The organism is Arthrobacter sp. B0316-1-20 (assembly GCF_059091865.1).
Map to the genome: position 1 here is coordinate 305,579 of NZ_JBNHHC010000002.1, position 24,115 is coordinate 329,693.

At 67.1% G+C, this 24,115-nt stretch carries 18 protein-coding genes; 15 read left to right on the forward strand and 3 right to left on the reverse strand.

What is annotated here, in order from left to right; genetic code table 11:
* The first annotated feature begins 89 nt into the window (after nt 1-89).
* The 7 genes from mihF (at nt 90) to AC5RW2_RS04415 (ending at nt 8,152) form a co-directional block, all read left to right on the forward strand.
* Nucleotides 90-407, forward strand: coding sequence for an integration host factor, actinobacterial type (mihF, locus tag AC5RW2_RS04385; protein ID WP_493950559.1), 318 nt, complete (start codon nt 90-92; stop codon nt 405-407).
* A gap of 12 nt (nt 408-419) precedes the next feature.
* On the forward strand, nt 420-992 hold the full coding sequence (gene gmk, locus AC5RW2_RS04390) for a guanylate kinase (protein WP_493941069.1): 573 nt from the start codon (nt 420-422) through the stop codon (nt 990-992).
* Nucleotides 993-1,035: 43 nt separating this feature from the next.
* A complete protein-coding gene (rpoZ, locus tag AC5RW2_RS04395; RefSeq protein ID WP_493941068.1) occupies nt 1,036-1,299 on the forward strand; it encodes a DNA-directed RNA polymerase subunit omega in 264 nt (87 codons plus the stop codon).
* A gap of 30 nt (nt 1,300-1,329) precedes the next feature.
* Nucleotides 1,330-2,580, forward strand: coding sequence for a bifunctional phosphopantothenoylcysteine decarboxylase/phosphopantothenate--cysteine ligase CoaBC (gene coaBC, locus AC5RW2_RS04400; protein ID WP_493962120.1), 1,251 nt, complete (start codon nt 1,330-1,332; stop codon nt 2,578-2,580).
* A gap of 119 nt (nt 2,581-2,699) precedes the next feature.
* Entirely contained in the window at nt 2,700-3,905 is a 1,206-nt protein-coding gene (gene metK / locus AC5RW2_RS04405; RefSeq protein ID WP_493962119.1) for a methionine adenosyltransferase, read from the forward strand.
* A gap of 5 nt (nt 3,906-3,910) precedes the next feature.
* On the forward strand, nt 3,911-6,001 hold the full coding sequence (locus AC5RW2_RS04410) for a primosomal protein N' (protein WP_493962118.1): 2,091 nt from the start codon (nt 3,911-3,913) through the stop codon (nt 5,999-6,001).
* 249 nt (nt 6,002-6,250) lie between these two features.
* Nucleotides 6,251-8,152: an HNH endonuclease signature motif containing protein gene (locus AC5RW2_RS04415; protein WP_493962117.1), complete on the forward strand. Its 1,902-nt coding sequence runs from the start codon at nt 6,251-6,253 to the stop codon at nt 8,150-8,152.
* Between the two features lie 147 nt (nt 8,153-8,299).
* On the opposite strand, the gene AC5RW2_RS04420 is transcribed toward AC5RW2_RS04415, so the two are convergent.
* Nucleotides 8,300-9,397: a glycosyltransferase family 4 protein gene (locus AC5RW2_RS04420; protein WP_493962116.1), complete on the reverse strand. Its 1,098-nt coding sequence runs from the start codon at nt 9,395-9,397 to the stop codon at nt 8,300-8,302.
* Entirely contained in the window at nt 9,394-10,272 is an 879-nt protein-coding gene (locus AC5RW2_RS04425; RefSeq protein WP_493962115.1) for an alpha/beta fold hydrolase, read from the reverse strand. The genes AC5RW2_RS04420 and AC5RW2_RS04425 overlap by 4 nt, the downstream gene beginning before the upstream one ends.
* A gap of 259 nt (nt 10,273-10,531) precedes the next feature.
* Here AC5RW2_RS04425 and glpK point away from each other — a divergent pair, with 259 nt between their 5' ends.
* The 6 genes from glpK (at nt 10,532) to AC5RW2_RS04455 (ending at nt 19,051) form a co-directional block, all read left to right on the forward strand.
* Nucleotides 10,532-12,046, forward strand: a complete 1,515-nt coding sequence (glpK, locus tag AC5RW2_RS04430) for a glycerol kinase GlpK (protein WP_493962114.1) — start codon at nt 10,532-10,534, stop codon at nt 12,044-12,046.
* A gap of 165 nt (nt 12,047-12,211) precedes the next feature.
* The gene (leuS, locus tag AC5RW2_RS04435; protein ID WP_493962113.1) at nt 12,212-14,701 is read left to right on the forward strand and encodes a leucine--tRNA ligase; all 2,490 of its coding nucleotides are present in this window, start codon (nt 12,212-12,214) and stop codon (nt 14,699-14,701) included.
* A gap of 14 nt (nt 14,702-14,715) precedes the next feature.
* Complete coding sequence (locus tag AC5RW2_RS04440) at nt 14,716-15,663, forward strand: DegV family protein (RefSeq protein WP_493962112.1); 948 nt, start codon at nt 14,716-14,718, stop codon at nt 15,661-15,663.
* Between the two features lie 61 nt (nt 15,664-15,724).
* On the forward strand, nt 15,725-16,681 hold the full coding sequence (locus AC5RW2_RS04445; RefSeq protein ID WP_493962111.1) for a TIGR03885 family FMN-dependent LLM class oxidoreductase: 957 nt from the start codon (nt 15,725-15,727) through the stop codon (nt 16,679-16,681).
* 43 nt (nt 16,682-16,724) lie between these two features.
* A complete protein-coding gene (locus tag AC5RW2_RS04450) occupies nt 16,725-18,413 on the forward strand; it encodes an alpha-amylase family protein (protein ID WP_493962110.1) in 1,689 nt (562 codons plus the stop codon).
* Between the two features lie 194 nt (nt 18,414-18,607).
* A complete protein-coding gene (locus tag AC5RW2_RS04455) occupies nt 18,608-19,051 on the forward strand; it encodes a hypothetical protein (RefSeq protein ID WP_493962109.1) in 444 nt (147 codons plus the stop codon).
* A 509-nt stretch (nt 19,052-19,560) separates the two neighbouring features.
* On the opposite strand, the gene AC5RW2_RS04460 is transcribed toward AC5RW2_RS04455, so the two are convergent.
* Entirely contained in the window at nt 19,561-20,019 is a 459-nt protein-coding gene (locus tag AC5RW2_RS04460; protein WP_493962108.1) for a DUF5956 family protein, read from the reverse strand.
* 473 nt (nt 20,020-20,492) lie between these two features.
* Here AC5RW2_RS04460 and AC5RW2_RS04465 point away from each other — a divergent pair, with 473 nt between their 5' ends.
* Complete coding sequence (locus AC5RW2_RS04465; protein WP_493962107.1) at nt 20,493-21,224, forward strand: ComEA family DNA-binding protein; 732 nt, start codon at nt 20,493-20,495, stop codon at nt 21,222-21,224.
* Between the two features lie 560 nt (nt 21,225-21,784).
* The gene (locus tag AC5RW2_RS04470; RefSeq protein ID WP_494073701.1) at nt 21,785-24,070 is read left to right on the forward strand and encodes a ComEC/Rec2 family competence protein; all 2,286 of its coding nucleotides are present in this window, start codon (nt 21,785-21,787) and stop codon (nt 24,068-24,070) included.
* The last annotated feature ends 45 nt before the right edge of the window (nt 24,071-24,115 follow it).

Genomic DNA, 24,115 nt, shown 5'->3' on the forward strand with positions numbered 1-24,115 from the left:
GGAGCGGTGCGGTTCTGGTAAGTTCGATTCATGCCCAAATGTGCCCGCCGGGCCCGCTTGTCCTACGGGCCGAATAGTCTGGAGGAGCTGTGGGTCTTCGACCGTTGACGGAGAGCGAGCGCACGGCCGCCCGGCTGAAAGCGACGGCAGCCAGGGCCGACCGCGCGGAAATCAAGGCCAAGGTGAAATCCGGCGCCATGAGCATCGCCGAGGTCATCGATGCTGCCGGGTCCATGGAGTCCATCGGCCGGCTGCGGGTCGCCGAACTGCTCGAGTCGTTGCCGGGTATCGGAGAGGTCCGCGCCGCCGCCATCATGGAGACGGTGGGCATCGCGCGCAGCCGCCGGCTCCGCGGCCTCGGCATCCACCAGCGGCGTGCCTTGATTAACCACTTGGAATCCCAGTAACAGATGGAAGATATGTCCGATAAACCCCGCCTGACCGTTCTCGCCGGCCCCACCGCCGTCGGCAAGGGCACCGTTTCCACCTATATCCGCGACCATTACCCCGAGGTCTGGCTCTCCGTATCCGCCACCACCCGTGAACCGCGCCCCGGGGAACAGGACGGCGTCCACTACTTTTTCGTCGGACCCGACGAGTTCGACCGGCTGGTCGCTACCGGCGACATGCTGGAGTGGGCCGTGGTGCACGGGCGGAACCGCTACGGCACGCTGCGCCGCACGGTGGAGCGTGCCATGGCAGATGGCAAGTCGGTGCTGCTGGAGATCGATCTGCAGGGTGCCCGGCAGGTCAAGGAGTCGATGCCGGAGGCCACCTTCGTGTTCCTGGCCCCGCCCAGCTGGGACGAAATGGTCCGCCGGCTGGTGGGCCGTGGCACCGAAACGGCCGAGGAACAGCAGCAACGGCTGGAAACCGCTAAACTAGAACTTGCTGCCGAACCCGAGTTCGATTTCACCGTCGTTAACGACGATGTCCAACGGGCGGCAGACGAGCTCGTTTCACTGATGGGTCTTCTTCCGCACCCGCGCTAAGCAGGCCTTGGAAGAAATTGTCCCGGAACTAATTGGAGATTTTGTGTCGACCAACCTCGAAGGCATCATCAACCCGCCGATCGACTCCCTGCTGGAAGCTGCGGATTCGAAGTACGCGCTGGTGATTTACGGTGCCAAGCGTGCCCGCCAGATCAATGCCTACTACTCGCAGCTGCACGAAGGCCTGTTTGAGTACGTTGGCCCGCTGGTGGACACCAAGCTGAACGAGAAGCCGCTGTCCATCGCGCTGCGCGAGATCAATGAGGGCCTGCTGGTCAGCAAGCCCGCTGAAAAGGTCGCAGAGTAACGTCCAACAGCGTCTAACCCCGGGGCAGGCATGCGGATCATTCTTGGCGTAGGCGGCGGCATCGCCGCCTACAAATCGGCATCCCTGCTCCGGCTGTTTAAGGAAGCCGGCCACGAGGTCACCGTCATCCCGACCGACGCCGCCGAAAAGTTTGTTGGCCGCGCCACCTGGGAGGCCCTCTCCGGCAACCCGGTCAGCAACAGCGTGTTCGACGGTGTGGAGTCGGTGAACCACGTCCGGCTGGGCCAGGAAGCCGACCTGGTGGTGGTCTGCCCCGCCACCGCTGATCTGCTGGCCCGCGCCGCGGCCGGCTTGGCAGGCGACCTGCTGACCAACACGCTGCTGGTGGCCACCGCACCGGTGGTTTTTGTACCGGCCATGCACACTGAAATGTGGCAGCATCCGGCCACCGTAGCGAATGTGGCTACGCTGCGCAGCCGCGGCAGCACCGTGATGGACCCGGCCGTCGGCCGGCTGACTGGCACGGACACCGGCCCCGGCCGGCTGCCCGAACCGGCGGACATCTACGATTTCATCACCGCAGGCCTCGCCGACGGTACCCTTGCACCGCGCACGACGGCGGGGGCCGCCTCGGCTTCGGAACCGGGCCCACTGGCCGGCAAGCGCGTGCTCATCACCGCCGGTGGCACCCGGGAACCGCTGGACCCCGTGCGTTTCCTGGGTAACCGCTCGTCCGGCAAGCAGGGCGTTGCGCTGGCCCGTGCCGCCGCGGCCGCCGGCGCCGAGGTCGAGCTGATCGCCGCCCACCTTGAGGTTGCCATCCCGGACGGGATCAAATCCAGCTCGGTGGAAACCGCCCTGGACCTCCGCGAGGCGACGCTGGAAGCGGCGGCTCGCTCCGACGTCGTCATTATGGCCGCGGCAGTGGCTGATTTCCGCCCGGCTGAAGTGACCGACAGCAAGATCAAGAAACGCGACGACGCCGCCGACCCGGTCATTACGCTGGTGCGGAACCCGGACATCTTGGTGGAGATCGTGCAGCAGCGCGGCTCCGGAAGCACCCCGCTGATCGTCGGTTTCGCGGCGGAGACCGGCGACGACCGCGGGAACGTGCTGGACTACGCGCGCAGCAAGCTCGAACGCAAGGGCTGCGACCTGCTGGTGCTCAACCGGGTGGGCCGCGACCTGGTGTTCGGCCAGGACGACACCGAGATCACCGTGCTGGCACGCACCGGGGCCGAACCGCAGTCCCACCGCGGCAGCAAGGACAGCGCCGCCGCTGCGGTGATCAAGCGCATCGTCGACGAACTCTCCGGCTGACCGTTTGCCGGCGCCGGCAGTGTTGCTGCCGTATGTCCCACTGTTTCACTTCATGACCGGCGCCGCGGTGCCGTGTCGACGGTTCCGTGGCGGTCCCCGCCAGCAAGTAAGGTATGTCTGTGACTTCTTCTGACAGCAATCTGCGGCTCTTCACGTCCGAGTCCGTGACTGAAGGCCACCCGGACAAGATCTGCGACCAGATTTCCGACGCCATCCTCGACGCCCTGCTGCGCGTGGACCCCGACTCCCGGGTGGCCGTAGAGACGCTGACGACCACCGGCCTGGTGCATGTGGCCGGTGAGGTCACCACGCAGGGCTACGTGGAGATTCCGCAGATTGTCCGGGACACCATCCTTGAAATCGGTTACAACTCCTCGGACAAGGGCTTCGACGGCGCCCGCTGCGGCGTGTCCGTCTCCATCGGCCAGCAATCGCCGGAGATCGCCTCCGGTGTCTTCAACTCCTTTGAAGTCCGCGAGGGCACCGGCCAGGACGAGCGCGACGCCCAGGGCGCCGGCGACCAGGGCATCATGTTCGGCTATGCCAGCGACGAAACCGACGTGCTGATGCCGGCCCCGATCTGGCTGGCACACCGGCTGTCCGAGCGGCTGACCGAGGTCCGCAAAGACGGGACGCTGCCCTACCTGCGCCCGGACGGCAAGACGCAGGTGACCGTCGGCTACGACGGCGACAAGCCCATCTCCGTCGACTCCGTGGTCATCTCCACCCAGCACGAGGCCGGCGTGGACCTTGGCCACCTGCGCGCCGATCTGGCCTCGCACGTGATTGAGCCCGTGCTGGCGGCCAGTTCGCTGGACGCCACCGACGTGCGCCACATCCTCAACCCGGGCGGCGACTTCGTGATCGGCGGACCGGTGGGCGACGCGGGACTGACCGGGCGCAAGATCATCGTGGACACCTACGGCGGCATGGCCCGCCACGGCGGCGGCGCCTTCTCGGGCAAGGACCCGTCCAAGGTGGACCGCTCGGCCGCCTACGCCATGCGCTGGGTAGCCAAGAACGTGGTGGCCGCCGGCCTGGCACGGCGGGCAGAGATCCAGATCGCCTATGCCATTGGCATGGCCCGGCCGGTGGGCATCTACGTGGAGACGTTCGGGACCGAGACGGTGGACCCGGCCCGTATTGGCCAGGCCATCAACGAAGTGTTCGACCTGCGCCCGCTGGGCATCATCAGCGACCTGCAGCTCAAGCGGCCGATCTACAAGCAGACGGCGGCGCACGGCCATTTCGGCCGCGAGATTCCGGACTTTACCTGGGAGCGGACCGACCGCGCCGACGCGCTGCGCAGCTACTTCAACGCCTGAGCCCGATGGGCTCTGATCCGCACCAGCTGAGCCTGCTGCAGGGCTTCGGCGCACCGAAGAAAGCTCCCGGCACCTCGCCGGCGGCCGCCAGCGACCCGGTGGCCCAGGTGCTGATCGAAACGTCGCTGCCGCACCTCGACCGCATCTTCGACTACCTGGTACCGGAGACGCTCGACGGCGAGGCGGTTCCCGGCGCGCGGGTCAAAGCCCGCTTCGGCGGCCAGGAGATGAGCGGCTTCATCACCCGCCGGACGTCCGAGGCGCCGGAAGGGGTCAAGCTGGCGCCCTTGGCCAAGGTGGTGTCCGCGCAGCCCGTGCTCAGCGACGAGCTGCTGCAGCTGGCCACCGCGGTGGCGGAGCGCTACGCCGGCAACGTCAGCGACGTACTACGCGCAGCCATCCCTGCCCGTGTGGCCAAAGTGGACAAGGAGTTCGCCGCCCGGCCCCAGGAGCCTGTTGCACCGGATGCGACGCGTGCCGGCGGTGGGCGGTTGCCCGAGCCGTCGGCGGGGGCTGCCGAAGCTTTTATGGGCTACGAAGGGGCGGGGGATTTCCTCGCCCAGTTGGCCGCCGGTGCTGCGCCGCGGGCAGTGCTGGCCAGCCATAAGTCCTACGGCCGCGCCTCGTGGGCCGCCCAAGTAGCCCACGCCGTCGCCAGCGTTCGGCAGAGCGGGCGCGGCGCCGTCGTCGTTGTTCCCGATGCGAAGGACCTGGCCAGCCTGGAAGCCGAGCTGCAGCAGGTGCTGGGCGCGGACCAGTACGTGCGGCTGACTGCCGAGGACGGGCCAACGCCGCGCTACCGGAACTACCTGCGGCTGCTGCACGGCGAAGTTTCCGTGGCGGTTGGAACGCGCTCGGCGGCCTACGCACCGGTGCAGGATCTTGGCCTGGTTGCCATGTGGGACGATGGCGATGATCTGCTGGTGGAGCAGCGTTCCCCGTACCAGCATGCCCGCGAAGTGCTGCTGCTGCGGACGGCACAGATCGGCTGTGGTGCACTGTTCGCCGGAGTCTCGTTCAGCGGCGAAGTGCAGCGGCTGGTGGAGAGCGGTTGGGCGGCAGCGCTCACCCCCTCCCGGCCGTTCCTGCGGCAGGCGGCTCCCCGCATCCTGAACACGGCGGACTCGTTTCAACAGGAACGCGACCCGCTGCTGCGGCAGGCACGGTTGCCGCACGCCGCGTGGCGGGCAGCTAAAGAAGGGCTGGAACGCGGGCCTGTGCTGGTGCAGGTGGCGCGTACCGGCTTCTCGCCGGCGTTGTCCTGCCAGGACTGCCGCACCCCCGCCCGTTGCACCGATTGCAACGGTCCGCTGGCGCAATCGGGCCGCACCGCCACTCCGGCCTGCCGTTGGTGCGGGCGGCTCGCCACCAACTACTCCTGTCCCGAGTGCGGCTCGCATCGGCTCCGCGCCTCGGCGATCGGTGCCCTGCGGACTGCCGAGGAACTTGGCCGCGCCTTTCCCGGTGCCACCGTGGTGTCCTCCTCGGGGGACCACATCAAGTCGGTTGTGGAGTCGAAGAAGGCTGTGGTGGTAGCCACGCCCGGTGCCGAGCCGGTGGCTCCTGGCGGCTATGCTGCGGCCCTGCTGCTGGACGGGAACTCCATGCTCAGCCGTGAGTCCTTGCGGACACCGGAGGATGTGCTGCGCCGGTGGTTTCGTGCCGCCTCACTGGTTCAGCCTTCCGCGGAAGGAGGGCTGGTGGTTGTCACCGCCGACCAGGATGCAGTGGTCGCCCCGTTGGTCCGCTGGGACCCCGCGGGTGCGGCAGCCAGGGAAATGCAGCTACGGCGCGAGCTCCAGTTGCCGCCGGCGGTGAGGATTGCGGCCTTGACCGGCAAGGCGACCGGGATTGAAGCGTTCATGGCTGACTTTGAACTCGGCGGCAGCCTGCGCAGTGTCGGTCCGGTTGAGCTGCAGGCGCGCGAGCTTCAGTCGCGGCCGGGGGAGAGCGGCGAGCACCGGCTGCTGCTGTTCTTTAGCTACCAGGACGGACCTCACGTCACGGCCGCCTTGCGCCACCGCAAGGCGGCGCTGGCCGCCAAGCGCGTCCCGGACCCGGTGCAGGTCCGTTGTGACGGTATTGACCTGCTTTAGGGTGTGCGAACTCCCGCCGCATGGTTCCTCGTGGGTTCCCTCCTGCCACGTGCGCCCTGGTTCCTCCCGCATTCCCTCCTGCCACGTGCTCACTGGTCCTCCCGCATTCCCTCCTGCCCCGTGCTCCCTGGTTCCTCCCGCATTCCCTCCTGCCACATGCGCCCCGGTTCCTCCCGCGAATGCTTGATAGAACACAACAGCGATTTAAATTTTATTGTGGTCGTAGTCACATTCTAGTAAAATAGGTGCATGGCACCCGCTTCGCTGGAACCCGATGAGCCGGACTTCTCCGGCCAGGGAGGTATTCCCCTTGAGCCCCGGGACAGCTCCAGTCCGCCTCAGGCAGTAGCGCACGGCCGCGCTCCCGACGCGGGTGCAGTGACGGCGCAGGCCCGCCGTTATGCTGTGGTTCAGGCGTATGACGGGGACGGGATTCCGGTTGACCCGGATCCGGACTGGCAGTCTGGCCGCTGGGATGATTCTGCCGAAGCGGCACAGTATTGGGCGGAGCTGGAAGCATCATTGGCCGCTTCCCAAGAGAAGCCGTGCGCGGATCCGCTGAACGGGTTGCTGCCGAGGGAGTACTTCGACGACGAAAGCTGCGACCGGCCCACCGATGCGGACCACCCTGAACTAACCGGCTTCCCCGAATCGGCTGACGGTGCCGGTCTTCCCTCCGGTGCCGCGGCCGACGCCTGTGTGGGCTGGACGGGTGCCGGTTTGCAGCTGTCCGGCCTTGAGCTCTTGGGTGTGGTGGGTCGGCAGGAGCCGGCCCTGATGGTTTACGATGAAGCCGCGTGCGCGCTGGTCCAGACCGGGCGGGCCATGGCTTGGCTTGAGGCGCACAAGTTCAGCCTGCTCAACACCCTCTACCACCAGGCACTCGACGGGCAGGAGCAGGCCTGGGCCACCCCGTACGAGCCGGAGGGCAAGCGCCCCAACGGCCATGATGCCGAGTCATCCGTGGTGGATGAGGCAGCCCGCGCGCTGCGTCTGGGGCGAAGGACAGCGCAGGAAAAGCTCGCGTTGGCCCTGAAACTCAACTCAACTTTTCCGGACACGCTGGCCGCGCTGTCTGCCGGCGATACCAGCGCTGGGATCGCCGAGGCCCTGGTGGACCAGGCCGGTTCATTGCCCGAGGACGCACGGACCGCGTTCGAAGCGGTGATGCTGCCGGCCGCGACCGAGGCTGCGATGACCCGGTCGAAGTTCGCTGCCCGGGCACGTACCCGGCGCGAACGCGAACATCCCGAGTCCATCACCGTCCGGCACGCCAAGGCGCGCCGGGACCGGCGTATCGAGCTGCACCCGGACGAGGACGGGATGGCTTGGCTGAACGCGTACCTGCCGGCCGAGGAAGCGGTGGCGGCGTTCAACCGGATCCAGACCGCGGCCATCGCGTTGCAGGACGCGGAAGAGCCGCGGACGCTCACGCAGTTGCGCGCTGACGTTCTCGCCGACCTGCTGCTGACCGGCATCACCGACGGTTCCCGGATTGGCAAACCGGGACCGAGGATCGCGGCCCATGTAAGCCTTACCGTGCCGGTGCTGACCCTGCTGGGACAGGGGGAGGAGCCGGCCGAACTCGACGGGTACGGTCCCATCGCGCCGGACGTGGCCCGACGGCTGGTCGGCGATGCGACCTCCTTCACCCGGATCTTGACCGATCCGGTCAACGAGTCGGTTCTGGCGATGGACCGGAAGCAGTACCGGCCCACCAGGGCGCAGCGCCGGTTCCTGCGCACGCGTGACCGGACCTGCCGGGCCCCAGGCTGCAACCGGGCGGCCGAACACTGCGAAATCGATCACGTCCACGCCTACTCCAAAGGCGGTAAGACGAACGTCAACTGCATGTGTTGTTTCTGCAAGGTCCACCACGCGCTTAAAACCGCGGGCTACGCCAAGGCTGGCCAACTGGACCCGGACACCATCGACTGGACCACCGCGGCGGGGATCTCCTACACCACCACCGCCGAACCGCTGGCGGTCACACCGCCGGGCGAACTGGCCGACATCTTCGAACGCCTGGAAATCAACGACCTCAACGAGAAACTTAGGGAAACTTGGCACAAGCACCAAGCCGCGCACCCGCCCACACCGCATGCCAGCTACAACGGAAATCCCGTCGACCTCACGCCACCACCGTTCTGAAGCCGCCATCGTTCTGCATGTGCCAGAGTCTCTGCATGTGGCAGCGCCGGGTGGTTCAGCGGGCCGCTATTTCGTGACCGTCCGGACTGCGGCGGGACACTCCGGGCGCGGGCTATGTCCAAGGCTGGCTATCGCACCTGGCGCCGTCTATCGCACTCGGCTCTGTCGCACTTGGCGCCGGCGCTCCATGACTTCTTCGGCGGCGGCCACCAGCTGACGGGCTGATTCGTCCCAGTCGTAGGCGGCGGCCCGCGCAAGGCTCGCTTCAGACGCGGCACGGAAAGCTCCGGGCTGATCCAGTGCTGCCACCGAGGCGGCGAAGTCGCCCGGTTGGTCCGGATCAACCAGCGTGACCGCACCGCCGCCTACTTCGCGGAAGATCGGGATGTCGCTGGCGATTACCGGCGTCCCGGCGGCCATGGCTTCGATCAGCGGCAGGCCGAAGCCTTCGTCGCGGGAGAGGGTGACCAAAGCGGTGGTGCGTTGGAGCAGTTGATGATATCCGGCGTCGGAAATTCCGTTGTGGAACACCAGGCGGCGCGGGTCAGCCGCCCGCCCCTCAAGCTCAGCCTGCCGGTCCGGGCGAATGGGGCTGAGCAGATGGAGTTGGTAGTCCGGCAGCAAAACCATGGCGTCGATGATGGTTTCCACGTTCTTGTAGGGCATGAACGAGCCCATGTACAGCAAGGTCTTGTCGCGGCCGCCGGCAGGATTCCGCGGCGCACCGTGGGGCTGGGCGGCATTGGAGACAATCCGGATGGGCTTGCGGGTGAGCCGGTTGCGTTCCATCAGCGCCTGCGTCGTCCGGCTAATCGTGGCCACGGTGTCCGCTCGGTTCAGCAGCAGCCGCTGGGGCCAGTAAGCCTTGTGATAGAGCCGCCAGAGCCACTGCACAGGTTTGGGCAGGAAACCGGGAGGCTTCGGGTGCGAGTAGTAGATCAGGTCATGCAGGGTCAGGATGAGGCCGTAGTCACGGCCGAAGCTGCCCATGGTCTGCATGGGGCAGACGACGACGTCGGCGCCGAGCTTGTTCACGCGGCGCGCCACGAAAAGTTCGGCGGGGGAGAGCGGACTGTTGATCTTGGTCCACGGCACGTCCGGCAGGAACTGCAGCTGACGCTCGTCGTTGATCAGCATGGCCACGTCCACCACCCGGGCGGTGGCTTCGATGAGGCTCGCACCGTAGCGGCTGATGCCGTCCAGTTGGTCGGTGCGGGTGAACCGGGCGTCAATCAGGAGTTTCATGCACTCATTCCGTCGATGAAGTCCCGGATGTAAGCGGCGGCCGGGGCCGGAGTTTCGTAGTGGATCAAATGCCCGACGGCGGGGATCACTTCCAGCCGGGCGCCCGAAATAGCTGCGGCTAGCTTGCGCTGGCTAGGCACGGAACCGATGTCGTCGCGTTCCCCGGCGATCAGGAGCACCGGAAGGTCCAGCCGGCCGGCGACCTGGGCGACGTCGGCGGAGATGGACGCACGAAACGCTTCCAACACCACCCGGCGGTTCGCGAAGGCGCTGAAGTAGGCATCGTGCTGGGCATGGATGTAGCAGCGCAGCTGCGGGTCCCGGGTCTTGGCCATCATGATGCTCATCGCCCGAACAATCACCGGATTGCGCAGCAGCGCCAAGCCCAGCCGCTCAGGGAGCTTGGCTCCGGCCCAGTAATAGAACCCGGCGAGCCTAGAGACGATCGCCTTGGGCCCCCGCAGCGCCGGTTCGCTGATCGGGTTGACCAGGACGGCGGCGCGGAAGCTGCCCGGATGCGCCACCAGATAGTGGCTGACCAGAATGGAGCCGAAGGAGTGTCCCAAGATGTAGGTCTCCGGTCCCAGTTCAAGCGCCCCGGCCAGACTGTGCAGGAACCGCGTGTAACCCTCGATGTCGTGGCTGTTGGCGGCCAGCGGTTCGGACTCGCCGAAGCCGGGCAGATCCGGGGCGATCACGCGGTATCCGGGTAGCTGGTCAACCACCAGTTCCAGCCCATGGTGATCACCGCGGAAGCCGTGGATCATCAACAGGATGGGCGCGCCGTCGTCGGGCCCGGGATACTCCCAATAACGCACGCGGGCGCCGTCGAGCAGTATCTCGCGCCGGAGCGCGCGATCGGCCACCGTGGTCACGTCCGGCTTCCTGCAGATTCCATGCCCTCGACTTTACCGATACGACGGCGCGGCGCTGCGCAGCCGGGCCATCTCGGCGCGTAGGAACGGTCAGACGGCGCGGAGGAACGGTTAAAAGGCGCTACGCTGCGCAGCCAGGCTACGTCGACCGATAAAAGCGGCCCCGGCAGCGGCGCGGCAATTGACGCTGCCGTGTGCCGCCGGTTAGGTTCAACAGCAGCCGGGCACGGTTGCGCGGACAAACCTTGGAGGGGCTTAGATGGCGGAGTTCGTGCTGGCGATCGACCAGGGAACCACCTCCACGCGCGCGATCATTTTCGACCGCAGCGGCACCCCGGTCTCCACCGGCCAGCGCGAGCACCGGCAGATTTTCCCGAATCCGGGCTGGGTGGAACACGATCCGCTCGAAATCTGGGACAACACCCGCGAAGTAGTGGGCACGGCGCTCTCCCGGGCCAGCCTGACCCGCCACGACATCGCCGCCGTCGGCATCACCAACCAGCGCGAAACCACGGTGGTGTGGGAGAAAAGCACGGGCAAACCGGTGTACAACGCGATTGTCTGGCAGGACGTGCGCACGCAGCCTATCTGCGATGAATTGGCGGCCGACGGCGGTGCCGACCGGTTCCGCGAGCAGACCGGACTGCCGCTCTCGCCCTACTTCGCCGGCACCAAGCTGGCGTGGATCCTGCGCAATGTTGACGGCGTCCGCGAACGGGCCGAGGCGGGCGAGCTGCTGTTCGGCACCACCGACAGCTGGGTGCTCTGGAACCTGACCGGCGGTCCCGACGGCGGCACGCACGCGACCGACGTCACCAACGCCTCCCGCACCCTGTTCATGGACCTCCGCACGCTGCAGTGGGATGAGGAGATCCTGGACGTCTTCGGCATCCCCAAGGCGATGTTGCCGCAGATACGCTCCTCCTCTGAGGTCTATGCGGAGGTCCACGGATCGCAGTTGCTGCGCCACGTTCCGGTGGCCGGCATCCTCGGCGATCAGCAGGCGGCCACCTTCGGGCAGGCCGCATTCAACCCCGGCGAGGCGAAGAACACCTACGGCACCGGGTGCTTCGTGCTGGTCAACACCGGCGGGGAGATTGTCCGGTCTTCGCACGGACTGTTGACCAGCGTCGGGTACCAGCTGGGTACCTCCGCCCCGCAGTATGTGCTGGAGGGTTCCATCGCCGTCGCCGGCTCCCTGATCCAGTGGCTGCGCGACAACCTGGGCCTGGTCTCCTCCGCGCAGGAGGCCGAGCAGTTGGCAGGCACCGTGAAAGATACCGGCGGCTGCTACTTTGTGCCCGCCTTCTCCGGACTTTTCGCGCCGTACTGGCGGCAGGATGCCCGCGGCGCACTGGTGGGCCTGACCCGGTTCGTCACTAAGGCGCACATCGCCCGCGCGGCGCTCGAAGCCACCGCGTTCCAGACCCGGGAGGTGCTGGATGCCATCAACGCGGACGCCGCGGTGCCGCTGACCGGCCTCAAGGTCGACGGCGGGATGGTCGCCAATGACGCCCTGATGCAGTTCCAGGCGGATATCCTCGGCGTGCCGGTGATGCGGCCGCGGGTTACCGAGACCACAGCCCTGGGCGCGGCTTACGCCGCGGGCCTCGCCGTCGGGTTTTGGGAAGGAACGGAGCAGCTGGCCGGCAACTGGGCGCAGGACAAGGTGTGGGAGCCGCGAATGGCCGCGGAAGAGCGGGAGCGCAGGCTGCGCTTGTGGAAGAAAGCGGTCACCCGGACCTTCGATTGGATCGACGACGATGTGCTGTGAACGTACGGTAAAGTGGTGCCATGTTCGCACTGCTCCTTAGCTAGCCGCTGCCGCGGGGTCCCGCACCCTGCTTCAGCGGCCCGCCCCTCCGATGTTGAGGGGCTTTTGTGTGTCTAGGGGAGTCAGGCCAGTGCGCAGTACAGACAAGAGGACGAGGCAAGCACAGTGAGTACGCAGTCGGGTACGGAACAGCACGAGTACAGTTTCTCCACCATGGAGGCCAAATGGCCGGCCGTGTGGGAGGAACTTGATGTCTTCGCACCCGCCGACGACGGCTCGCGCGAGCGCCGCTACGTGCTGGATATGTTCCCGTACCCCTCGGGCGACCTGCACATGGGCCATGCCGAAGCCTTCGCCATGGGCGACGTGGTGGCCCGGTACTGGCGGCTGAAGGGCTACGACGTCCTGCACCCGATCGGCTGGGATTCCTTTGGCCTGCCGGCCGAGAACGCTGCAATCAAGCGCAATGCCCACCCCAGCGAGTGGACCTACGCCAATATCGATACCCAGGCCGCATCCTTCAAGCGCTACGCCATCAGCGCCGACTGGTCGCGCCGGCTGCACACCTCGGATCCCGAGTACTACCGCTGGACCCAGTGGCTGTTCCTGCGGTTTTACGAGCGCGGCCTGGCCTACCGGAAGAATTCGCCGGTCAACTGGTGCCCGAAGGACCTGACCGTGCTGGCCAACGAACAGGTGGTCAACGGGGCCTGTGAGCGCTGCGGCACACCGGTGACCAAGAAGAGCCTGAACCAGTGGTACTTCAAGATCACCGAGTACGCGGACCGCCTGCTGGATGACATGGACGAGCTCAAGGGCCACTGGCCGGAGCGTGTCCTGGCCATGCAGCGCAACTGGATCGGCCGGTCCGACGGCGCGCACGTGCGCTTCACCGTCGAAGAAGCCGCCGGCCGCCCGGCGAAGGACGTCACCGTCTTCACTACCCGGCCGGACACCCTGCACGGCGCCACCTTCTTTGTGGTGGCCGCGGACGCCCACCTGGCACTGGATCTGGTCACGCCGGAGCACCACGATGCGCTGATGGACTACCGCGAAAAGATCAAGGCGCTCTCCGACATTGAGCGCCAGTCCACCGAACGCGAGAAGACCGGCGTCTTCCTGGGCCGCTACGCGGTCAACCCGCTCAACGGCGAGAAGCTGCCGGTCTGGGCAGCGGATTACGTGCTGGCCGACTACGGCACCGGCGCGATCATGGCGGTCCCGGCGCACGACCAGCGCGACCTGGACTTCGCCAAGGCGTTCGACCTGCCGGTGCGCGCCGTCGTCGACACCGGTGAAGAAGACCCGGCCGAGACCGGCGTGGCCACCAACGGCGAGGGCACGCTGATCAACTCCGGCGAGCTGGACGGCCTGTCCAAGACCGAGGCCATCGCCCGCGCCATCGAACTGGTGCAGGCCGCCGGCACCGGCGAGAAGACCGTGAACTTCCGGCTGCGCGACTGGCTGCTCTCCCGCCAGCGGTTCTGGGGCGCACCAATCCCGATCGTGCACTGCGAGGAATGCGGCGAGGTCCCCGTTCCCGACAATCAGCTGCCGGTGCGGCTGCCCGACGACCTTCGCGGCGAAGCGCTGTCGCCGAAGGGCACCTCTCCGCTGGCCGCAGCCGCGGACTGGGTCAACACGGACTGCCCCAACTGCGGCAACTCGGCGCGCCGCGATACCGACACGATGGATACCTTCGTCGATTCGTCCTGGTACTATCTGCGCTTCGCCTCTCCCAACTACACCGAGGGCCCGTTCGAGAAGGATGCCGCCGCGCGCTGGCTGCCGGTGGACCAGTACGTCGGCGGCGTCGAGCACGCGATCCTGCACCTGCTCTACAGCCGGTTTTTCACCAAGGTGCTCAAGGACATGGGCCTGATCGACTTCGACGAGCCGTTCCGTGCGCTGCTGAACCAGGGCCAGGTGCTCAACGGCGGCAAGGCGATGAGTAAATCGCTGGGCAACGGCGTGGACCTGGGCGAGCAGCTGGACAAGTTCGGCGTGGACGCCGTCCGCCTGACCATGATCTTTGCCTCGCCGCCCGAGGACGACGTGGACTGGGCCGATGTCTCGCCGTCCGGCTCGGCCAAGTTCCTGGCCCGCGCCTGGCGGCTGGGCCAAGACGTTGCCTCGGCGCCGGGCACGGAGTACGACGGCGGCGACCGCGCCCTGCGCTCGGTCACCCACCGCACGGTCGCCGATGCGGCGGACCTGCTGGACGCCGGCAAGTTCAATGTGGTCATCGCCAAGCTGATGGAACTGGTCAACGCGACCCGCAAGGCCATCGACGCCGGACCCGGCGCCGCCGATCCAGCCGTGCGCGAAGCCACCGAGGCGGTGGCCATCATCCTGAGCCTGTTTGCTCCCTACACCGCGGAAGATCTGTGGGCGCAGCTGGGCCACGAACCGTCCGTCGTGAAAGCCACCTGGCCGGCCGTGGACGAGTCCCTGCTGGTGCAGGACACGGTCACCGCGGTGGTGCAGGTTGCCGGCAAGGTGCGCGACCGGCTGGAAGTGGCGGCGGACATCAGCGAGGACGAACTGGAGAAGCTCGCGCTGGCCTCGCCGCAGGTTATCCGCACCCTCGAAGGCCGCGACGTGCGCAAGGTGATTGTGCGCGCACCGAAGCTGGTCAACATCGTCCCGGCCTGATCGGGCAGGCACCCATGGATTGGCTCGAGCAACTGCTGCAGCGGTCCCGGCGGCTGCTTCAGCAGCCGCCTGCCCGGCCGGGCCAGCCGCCGCGGCATCGCGTCGCCGTCGTCACTGATTCGGCAGCCTCACTGCCCGCGGACTGGGTCAACCAGCCGGACACCGCTGACTGGCTGCGGGTGGTGCCGATGCCGGTGATGATCTCCGGCCAGATCTATGGGGAAGGGGTCGACGACGTCGCTTCCGCCCTCGCGGTCGGTCTCGCCGAGGGTCGCGACATCAAGACGTCGCGCCCGTCGCCGGGGCTTTTGGAACGGACCTACCGTGAGCTCGAGGAGCTGGGCTTCGAGTCGGTCGTCTCCATCCACCTCTCTGCCGAGCTGTCCGGCACCATCGAGGCTGCCGGACTGGCCGCCGACGGCGTCGGCATCCCGGTGGAAGTGGTGGACACCCGAAGCGCCGCGCTGGGCCAAGGGTTCGCCGTCATCGACGCGGTGATCGCGGCGCAAAGCGGCTTCGACCGGCAAACCGTGGCCGAGCGCGCCAAGGCCGCCGCGGTCTGCTCCGACGTTTACTTCTACGTGCCCAGCCTGGACCAATTGCGCCGCGGCGGCCGGATTTCCACCGCCTCCGGCGTACTTGGCTCGTTGCTGTCCATCAAACCGCTGCTCGGCATCCGCGACGGCGCGATCATCCCGCTGGAGAAGGTCCGCACCGCCGCGCGCGCCCAGGCCAGGTTGCAGCAGTTGGTGGTGCGCCGGATCGAGGAACTCGACTACGAACCGCGGGTTTCGGTGCACTACTTTGGCAATGAATCCGAGAGCCGGGCGATGGCAGAAACCCTGCAGCAACACCTCAGCGACGACGTGCTGGTCACCCCGGTCCCCTCGGTCCTGGCCGCGCATACCGGACTGGGTGTCATCGCCGTGGTGATCGGGCCGCCGACGCCGCACTTCGGCTGAACGGTCTTTCCGCCGTCCCGTGCCCTCGACAACCCGAGCGGCTCACGGTAAGGATGGACGGGTGCCTGTCATCGGATTCCATGCATCCCACGAACAGATCTCGCCCGCCCAGCTGCTGACCGACGTGCAACTGGCGGAGGAAGCGGGCTTCGACGCCGCCATGTGCTCGGACCACATCGAGCCGTGGTCCGAGCGTCAGGGCCATTCCGGCTTCGCCTGGTCCTGGCTCGGTGCCGCGCTGGCCACCACCAAGCTGCGCTTTGGCGTCGTCACCGCTCCCGGCCAGCGCTACCATCCGGCGATCATTGCGCACGCCGCGGCCACCCTGGCCGTCATGTTTCCGGGGCGGTTCTGGATGGCGCCGGGCAGTGGCGAGAACTCCAACGAGCACATCACCGGCGACGCCTGGCCCTCCAAGGACGTGCGCCAGCAGCGGCTGGAGGAGTCCGTGGAGGTGATCCGCCGCCTGCACGACGGCGAGGAGGTCACCCACCGCGGACTGGTCACCGTGGAGCACGCCCGGATTTGGGAGGTGCCCGAGCCCAAGCCTGAACTCATCGCCCCCGCCATCAGCGTGGAGACCGCGCGGCGCGCCGCGCGCTGGGCGGACGGGCTGATCACGGTCAACCATACGCCGGAGCAGCTCAGGAAGGTCCTCGCCGGCTACCGGGACAATGGCGGCCGCGGGAAGGCCGCGCTGCAGGTGCACCTGTCCTGGGCCCCGACGGAGGAGGCCGCCGTCGAAATCGGCTTGGACCAGTGGCGTTCCAACACGTTCGCCCCGCACGTGGCCGCCGATTTGGCCACCGCCGGCCATTTCGATGCCGTGAGCGAGCACGTCGGCGAGGAACAGTTGCGCAAGGCGGTCAACGTCTCGGCCAGTACGGGCCAGCATGTGGAGTGGCTGCAGGAGTACCTGGACCTGGGCTTCGACGAGCTGTACCTGCACTTCGTGGGCCAGGAACAACGGCCCTTCATCGAGACGTTCGCCGGCGAGGTCCTGCCGAAGCTGCGCTGACGGACTGGACTGGACCGCCCGGACGGAAAGCGAGGAGAAGCCAGTGAGGATTACCGACACTTCCGACCTGTGGTGGAAGACAGCCGTTGTCTACTGCCTGGACGTGGAGACGTATTTTGACTCCGATGGCGACGGCGTGGGGGACTTCGCCGGCCTCGCTCAGCGCGTGGACTATCTGGCAGAACTGGGCGTCACCTGCATCTGGTTGATGCCCTTCTATCCCACGCCCGAACGGGACGACGGCTACGACGTCACGGACTTCTACGGCGTGGACCGGCGGTTGGGGGACCACGGGGACCTGGTCGAGTTCCTCCGCACGGCCCGGGACCGCGGCATGCGGGTCATCGCGGACCTCGTGGTCAACCACACCTCGGACCAGCATCCATGGTTCCAGTCGGCGCGCCAGTCCAAAGACAGTCCCTACCGGGACTACTACGTGTGGCGTTCCGATCCGCCGCCGGACACCTCCAAGGAGGTTGTCTTCCCGGACCAAGAGCAGTCCATCTGGACCAAGGACAAGTCGACGGGGGAGTGGTATCTGCACCGCTTCTACAAGCATCAGCCGGACCTGAACGTGACCAACCCCGAGGTGAGGAACCACATCGCGAAGGCCATGGGCTTCTGGCTGGAACTGGGGCTTGACGGTTTCCGCGTTGACGCGGTGCCGTTCTTCTTGGAAACCAAGGGGCAGGACGCGTCGGTGCTGCCGGATCCGCACAAGTTCCTGCGGGACCTGCGTCGCCACCTGAGCCGCCGCCGCGGCAGCGGAATCCTGCTGGGTGAGGTCAACCTGCCGTACAAGGACCAGCTGACCTTCTTCGGCGGCAGCGACGGCGACGAACTCAACGTCATGTTCGACTTCATCGCCATGCAGAACATGTTCCTTTCGCTCGCGCGGCAGGACGCGGGCCCGCTGGCGAAGGCCCTCAACGGCAGGCCGGCCATCAATCCGGACAACCAATGGGCTACCTTCGTGCGTAACCACGACGAGCTGACGCTGGATAAGCTCAGCGACGAGGAGCGCCAGGAGGTCTTCGCGGCCTTCGGGCCCGAGGAACAAATGCAGCTTTACGGCCGCGGCCTCAAGCGCCGACTGCCCCCGATGCTGGGCGGGGATCCGCGCCGGATCCGGATGGTGTACTCGCTCCTGTTTTCCCTGCCCGGCACCCCGGTGCTGTACTACGGCGAGGAGATCGGTATGGGGGAGAACCTGGCCGCGGAAGGCCGCCTGGCCGTCCGCACGCCCATGCAGTGGACGGACGGTCCGAACGCTGGCTTCTCCACCGCGCAGTCCAAGCAGCTGATCTCGCCGATAGTGGACGGGGGCTTCGGCCCGCAGTTCATCAACGCCGCCCAAGCCAAGCGGGATCCGGATTCGCTCTGGAACTTCATGGCCATGCTGATCAAGCGCTATCGCGAGTGCCCGGAGCTGGGCTGGGGGCACTTCGAGATCCTCAAGCAGCCGGAGAAGTCCGTGCTGGCCCACCGCTGCACCTGGGAGGAGTCAAGCATGGTCTTGCTGCACAACCTCTCGTCCGACCCGGTCACCGTCGAGCTGGACCTGGCCACAGAGGACCGGCCCGCGGAAATGCTCCGGGGCCTGCTGCTGCTGGACCTGCTGGGCGACGCGGACGTGAAAATCGCCGAGGATGGCACGTGCACCCTGCCGCTCGACGGATTCGGCTACAAGTGGCTGCGCCTGCAGCATCCCGGGGACCGGCGGCTGCCGTAGGCGCGAAGGACGGACGCGGACGTCCTGACCCGGCGCGGCTGAATCGGCAGGGCCCCAGGAGCAAGTGGTCCGAAGGTTTTACGGAGGTGTGCAACTTTTTGCCGGATCATAGGCAATCATCTCCACCCTGTATTGCCTTTCACTAGGCTTTATTCTGAGCGCCCGGGTGCGCTAGTGTCCCGTAGGCTGGGCGCATGCACCGCAAGAGCACTCGTCAGCCGCGTCGAAGGCGTTGGTGGATCGCGGCGATTCTTATCCTCGCTGGAACTCTGATCGCGGTTCCTGCCGTCACCATCGGCCAGTTCATGATCGGCCAAGCTGTTGGCCGCGTCACGGTAGTTGAAGATGCTGACGGAAGAGAGCGCACCGTGTACTGGCGGGACTATCCGGGAATAGCAGGGCTGGACCCCGAGGAAGTCTTGCAGGGACCCACTCCCGAAGAGGGGTATGAGACAGGTCAAGAGATGGTTGCGGAGATCCGGGCAGCACTCTCCCATGAACTGAAGCTGGGTTGGGCTCCCACACCGGACGGCGTCGACCCATTTGTCGATCAGGTTCAGAACTACTTCGGCGGAGAGTCGCTACTCACCGTGGTCAACGCGCCGCCGACGCAAAGCACCAGCGTGCCGCGTGCCTGAACGGACAAGGAACGGGCGATCAGGATTATCGGCGAGGTCACTGGGCGGTATGAGTACAACACAACGCCCCCGCGCTAGATCGCCTTGACGAATGGTCAGAAGAGGACCGCATTCGCGATCTGGGCGGAACGACTCCAGAGACCCAGGTGATCGTCTCCGGAGCGGTCCACGGCCCTGCCGGTCAGTGGTTGATGTTCACGTTCCAGGACCTTTCAAAAGACACAGATGGCAGATTCAGGGAACGACTCGAACCGCCTGAGGGATCGGTCTGGCAACTCAACACCATCAGCCTCAGCTACGGCGCGAACGGCCTCTTGCGCGAGGCAAACCGGAAAGAGTTCCAGGAGCGTCTAGCACCTTTCGCCGGACTGACGCCTCCAACGCCCGTCGAGACCTAGTTCAAGGGCGCTATGGGACGGCGATTCGTTCATTACGGTGCCCGACTAAGTGTCCGTTGAGGGATCGATAGTTTGTTTCCAGGACCGTGTGGTGAGCCGGCTGCTAATTGCTTACCCCCTCGGAGGGGTGTTTTCCTCTTCCCGGAAGTAGAGGACTGTGATGGCTTGCTCGACTGCCGGTGCGAGGTAACGCGGATTGCCGTATTGACCGGGCATGGCCATCACGGCCCGACTGGCGGCGTCGTAGACCCCCGCCATATCGAGGCCGTCCGGCAGGCGCAGGAACCAGCGGTAGCCCCGCGGCCGAGGCGGCAGGTCCGCATCTTTGAGGTAGGCGTCAATGTCGTCCTCTATAGCGCGGACATCGTCCTCGGTGATCGGCTCCTCCCAGGAGGTGACGGTGCCGTCGGACTTCTCACAGCTGACCTTCACCTTTTCGGTGCGGGGGCCCCTCGGCTCACGGCGCATATTATCCGGGCCGGCGAACCAGGAGATCATCGCGTCCCAGCCCGTCTCGGCAATTTCGATCCAGCCGTCAGGCCGGAGCCCTCGAGGGATCTGCTCCCACATTTTCAACCGCCTTTGTCTGAGGGCCGGAAGGGCAGGGGGGCGAAGCAGGCCCTAAGCCGCCTAAAAACCATCAAGCCCGAGAGTCAACGACACCCGGGGCAGTCCCTAGGCAACTCCGTGGCGACCTCTCACTGGCTTACGCATCTATTGTCACTGGCAGAATCCTACGGCAGCACCTAGGCGACGACGCCCAGGTCGTGCAGGTGCCGTCGAACCTGGTTGCGCGCGGACAGGGCGTCATCGCGGTGGTGGTCGGGCCGCCGCCGCACCTGGCCGAACGTTCTTTTCCTCCACAGCCCGGGCGACCGGACGGTCCGTCCACTAACGCGTGACGGACGGAGGGGGTGCCCGCGCCGCAGACCTAGTGTTGCCGCATGGGCCGACACCGCTGGCTTCCCGCAGTTGCCCGAGACGGCACTGCACCACGGCAGGGGAGAACACCCCGCTTTCGCATAGCCCTCGGGGCTGCCTTCGTGGTCGCTGGGCTGTGCTTGGGCTACGGGATCGTCTCGGTGGCGACGGCAGACCTGGACCGTTCGGCCGCTCCGGTCTTGGAGGACATCCCCTTGAAGTCCGGCCCTTCCTCGGCGCCGACCGCCGGTGACGGCGGCAGTGATGGTGAAAGCTCAGTGGAGTCCGTGGGCGGCGCTGGCAGCGGCAAAGGTAATGGCGGCACAGACGGTGGCGACGGAGCAAGTGCAGGTGCAGGTGCGGACGGCGGTGACGACGCCGGGGCACGCATCATTGTCCACGTGGCGGGAGCCGTCGCCTCACCGGGGATCGTCCGGCTGGTCGAGGGCGCCAGGGTGTTCGAGGCGATCGAAGCGGCCGGCGGCGCCAGGAAGGAGGCGCAGCTTGAGGCACTGAACCTGGCAGCGCCGTTGACCGACGGGCAGCAGGTCTTTGTGCCCACGCCGGACCACGCCGGGCCACAGCCGGTCGCGGGTACCGGAACAGCCGACGGCGGAGCGGGCGGACCCGGCACCGATGGCGGCGCCGTTGACGGGCCCGCGGACAAGATCAACATCAACACGGCCGATGCGGAGCAACTGGCGGAGCTACCGCGCGTGGGGCCGGTGCTGGCCGGACGGATCGTCGAGTTCCGCGAGCAGCACGGGCCGTTCGGACAACCGTCCGACCTGGACGCTGTGCCGGGCATCGGGCCGGTCATGCTGGAGGCGCTGGTGGACCTGGTGACGGTGTGAGCGGCGCACGATGGCAGCGGTACGCGGATGCGGCCCGTCGGCCGGTCGCCGCTGCACCGGAGCACGGCGGTGGCCCCGGCGGAGCGGGGGAAGCTGCCACCGACGCACTCGCCCCTGGCACTGGCGGGCGGACCGACAGGCGACTGGCAGGAGCACGCCGTACTGAATGGCTGCAGGTGCTGCAGAAGCACATCAAGCCGGATCCCTCCGCGGATCTACTGGGGGAGACCCGGCGGCTGGATCTCCGCCTCGGCCTCGCCGCGGTGGTCTGTTGGGCAGCCGCTCTGGCCTTGCCACACGCCCCGGCTGGCGTGGCGCTAGCCTCGGCGGCCCTGCTACTGGGTGTCGCCTGCGGCGCGTCCGTCTGCTTCCTGCTTCCGGCGAGGAGCCTCCGCACCCGTTTCCGGAGGGGCGGGAGGTTGCTGCCGAAGATCCGGCCGTCGCCGGCACTTGATCCAGCGTCGCGACGACTTCCTCCTCGTGCGCGTCGTCGCCCAGCCGGCAGCGAGCGAAGCCGCCAGCGCAGGCGCGCCAGCGGCGGGACGGGAGCCACCGCCGTCGTGCTGGTGCTGTGCAGCTGCGCCGGACTGCTGGCGCTGACGGTGGGTGTGCAGCAGGCGCAGCGGCTGGCCGGCCCGATCGAAGCGGCCATCACTGCCGAGGAGACCATCACTGCCCGCCTCGTTGCCACCGGGGACGCTTCCCAAGTGCAGACACCGCGGCAATTCGGCAACGGACCGCGCTTTCATGTGAAGGCCACCATCGTGGAAGCAACGTCCGCGGGCAGGCGGTTCGAGGCAGATACTCCCGTGCTGGTGCTGGGCGGCCAGGAATGGTCCGACGTCCGTTATGGAGAGCGGCTCCGGGTGTCCGGCACGTTGGTCAGGGCTGACTCCGGTCAGGTGGTGGAGGCGCTGTTGATTGCGTCAACGGTACCCGCAGATCGCACGGCACCGCCGGTGGACGCGTGGGTCTCCGGGCTGCGCGCGCAATTTGTTCAGGCGCTGGCTCCACTGCCGCCGGACGCCCGCGGGCTCCTGCCCGGCATGGTGCTGGGCGACAAGGAGCACCAGGCCGACGACTTGGAAGACGCCATGCGGCGCACCGGGCTGACGCACTTGCTGACCGTGAGCGGCGCGAACGTGTCCTACGTGCTGGGGTTCGTTTACCTGCTGGGCTCGGCCGTGAGGCTACCCCGCTGGCTCAAGGCTGCCGCCGGGCTGGCGAGCCTCGCCGGGTTCGTGCTGCTCGTCCGGCCTGAACCCAGCGTCCTGCGAGCGGCGGTGATGGGCTCCGTCGGGGTGGCAGCCGTGCTCAGCGGGAGGCGGAGGGCATCACTGTCCTTCCTGGCCTTGGCGGTACTGGTACTGCTCATTACGGACCCGTGGATGGCCGCGAACTACAGCTTCGTTCTCTCAGTGCTGGCGACGTTGTCGCTGGTGCTGCTGGGCCCAGCCTGTTCGCGCTGGCTGCAGCGGTTCCTGCCGGTGCCTCTGGCACACGCCGTGGCGATGCCGATGGCGGCGCAGGTGTTCTGCGCACCGGTGATCGTGCAGCTACAGCCGGAGCTGGCCCTGTACTCGATACCGGCAAATGTGGCGGCCGGCCCGGTGGTTCCCTTCGTGACGATCGCCGGAATGGTTGGCACCGCCCTGCTGCCGCTGCTCCCAAGTGTCGGCACGTTGGTGCTGCATACGGCAGGCTGGATGACCCTGTGGGTTGCAGCTGTCGCGCGGTGGTTTTCCGAGCTGCCACTGGCAGCTCTGCCGTGGGCAGCCGGTCCGCTCGGGGCGGCCGGGGCAGCAGCGGCCGGAGTGGCGCTCCTTTGGGGAGTCCGGCGTGTATCGGTCGGCAGCAGCTCCGGAAGGAACGCGGGCCCGGAGGACGGAACGAACACGGGTGCGGAAGACAGGCCAGCCGAGAGCACGACGCGGCGCCTCGCGCGCAGCAGCCGCGGTGGCGGCGGGCACGGTGCACGAGGACGGATTCTTCGGCTGGTCTGTTGGACGGCCCTTCCGGCGCTGGCGGCAGGAGCGGCGGCCAGCCTGCTGGTCAGCTGGCTGGCCCCGGTCGGATCGCAGGCGTCGTGGGAGGTAGCCGCCTGCGATGTAGGGCAAGGGGATGGCCTGGTGGTCCGCACCGGCGAGCGAAGCGCCATCGTGGTGGACGCCGGACGGGAAACGGACCTGATGGGCCGGTGTCTGGACGGATTGGGCGTGGAACGGATCGACGTCCTGGTGCTCACACACATGCATCTGGACCACTACGGCGGGCTCGACGGCGTCTTGGCCGGACGTCAGACGGAGCGCGTCCTGTATTCGAGCGCGGAGGAAACGTTGCCAAAAGTGGTTCAGGCCTCGCTTCAGTCCCACGGGCTGGCCGCGGAACGCGCCGCGGCCGGATTGACCGGTTCGTCCGGAGCAGCTCACTGGGCTGTGCACTGGCCCATGGAAGACAGCGCTGGTCTTTCCGAAAACGATGCCAGCCTCGTCGTCGAAATCAATGTGCGGGTGGACAGCGGGGGAGAAGTGAGGATGCTCTTCACGGGGGATCTGGAGGAGGAGCAGTTGCCCAAGCTGACGCGGCGTTGGGGGACGGATTTCACCGTGGACGTCCTGAAAGTCAGTCATCACGGTGCCCGCAACGGCGGGACGTCACTCATCACCGCGTTAAGGCCTGCCGCAGCCTTGATTTCCGTGGGCGCCGAGAACGACTACGGCCATCCGGCGGCGGAAATTCTGTCCGCACTGCAGGCCGCCGGCGCGCACGTCTTGCGGACCGACCAGCTGGGGACGGTCCTGCTGGATGCTGACCGCGGGAAGCTCTCCGTGCTGACCGGCCCCTAGGGCTCCGGACGGCATTGGGTAAAAGCCCCGGATCGTGAAACTCTT

Coding starts and splice junctions, on each gene's coding strand:
- AC5RW2_RS04460 (WP_493962108.1), bottom strand. CDS start 20,019: ATGTGGGAGCAGATCCCTCGAGGGCTCCGGCCTGACGGCTGGATCGAA.
- glpK (WP_493962114.1), top strand. CDS start 10,532: ATGGCGGAGTTCGTGCTGGCGATCGACCAGGGAACCACCTCCACGCGC.
- AC5RW2_RS04420 (WP_493962116.1), bottom strand. CDS start 9,397: ATGAAACTCCTGATTGACGCCCGGTTCACCCGCACCGACCAACTGGAC.
- gmk (WP_493941069.1), top strand. CDS start 420: ATGTCCGATAAACCCCGCCTGACCGTTCTCGCCGGCCCCACCGCCGTC.
- coaBC (WP_493962120.1), top strand. CDS start 1,330: ATGCGGATCATTCTTGGCGTAGGCGGCGGCATCGCCGCCTACAAATCG.
- AC5RW2_RS04410 (WP_493962118.1), top strand. CDS start 3,911: ATGGGCTCTGATCCGCACCAGCTGAGCCTGCTGCAGGGCTTCGGCGCA.
- AC5RW2_RS04455 (WP_493962109.1), top strand. CDS start 18,608: ATGCACCGCAAGAGCACTCGTCAGCCGCGTCGAAGGCGTTGGTGGATC.
- AC5RW2_RS04415 (WP_493962117.1), top strand. CDS start 6,251: ATGGCACCCGCTTCGCTGGAACCCGATGAGCCGGACTTCTCCGGCCAG.
- AC5RW2_RS04440 (WP_493962112.1), top strand. CDS start 14,716: ATGGATTGGCTCGAGCAACTGCTGCAGCGGTCCCGGCGGCTGCTTCAG.